Genomic DNA, 266 nt, shown 5'->3' with positions numbered 1-266 from the left:
GAGCAGCCACTAAAAACATGACGGCCAGGATGGCAAGTAGCCAGGGCTGATCCGTTGGCTGTGCTAGCTTCAGACGGCGTAGCCGCGATATTTCTCTTTGGAATGATCTATGTCTGCCGAACGGATACTGGTTACTGGGGGCGCTGGTTTTATCGGTGCTCACCTCGTGGATGCACTGCTGGCCAAGGGTTATGCGGTGCGGGTTCTGGACGACCTTTCCACGGGCAAGGTCGGCAATCTGCCCATGGGCGATGCTGGCCTGGAAC

1 protein-coding gene is annotated in these 266 nt (G+C 57.5%); it reads left to right on the top strand.

Annotation, left to right across the window (positions count from 1 at the left end):
* Window positions 1-109: 109 nt before the first annotated feature.
* Window positions 110-266: NAD-dependent epimerase/dehydratase family protein (locus tag R0J88_RS20805; protein WP_410900996.1), on the top strand; the 157-nt coding region annotated here is incomplete at its 3' end.

This window comes from Pseudoalteromonas sp. SIMBA_162, from assembly GCF_046535955.1.
Taxonomy (GTDB): Bacteria; Pseudomonadota; Gammaproteobacteria; order Enterobacterales; family Alteromonadaceae; genus Pseudoalteromonas; species Pseudoalteromonas marina.
Note: the sequence above shows the minus strand (reverse complement) of the source record. Positions and strands in the feature narration are given on the sequence as shown.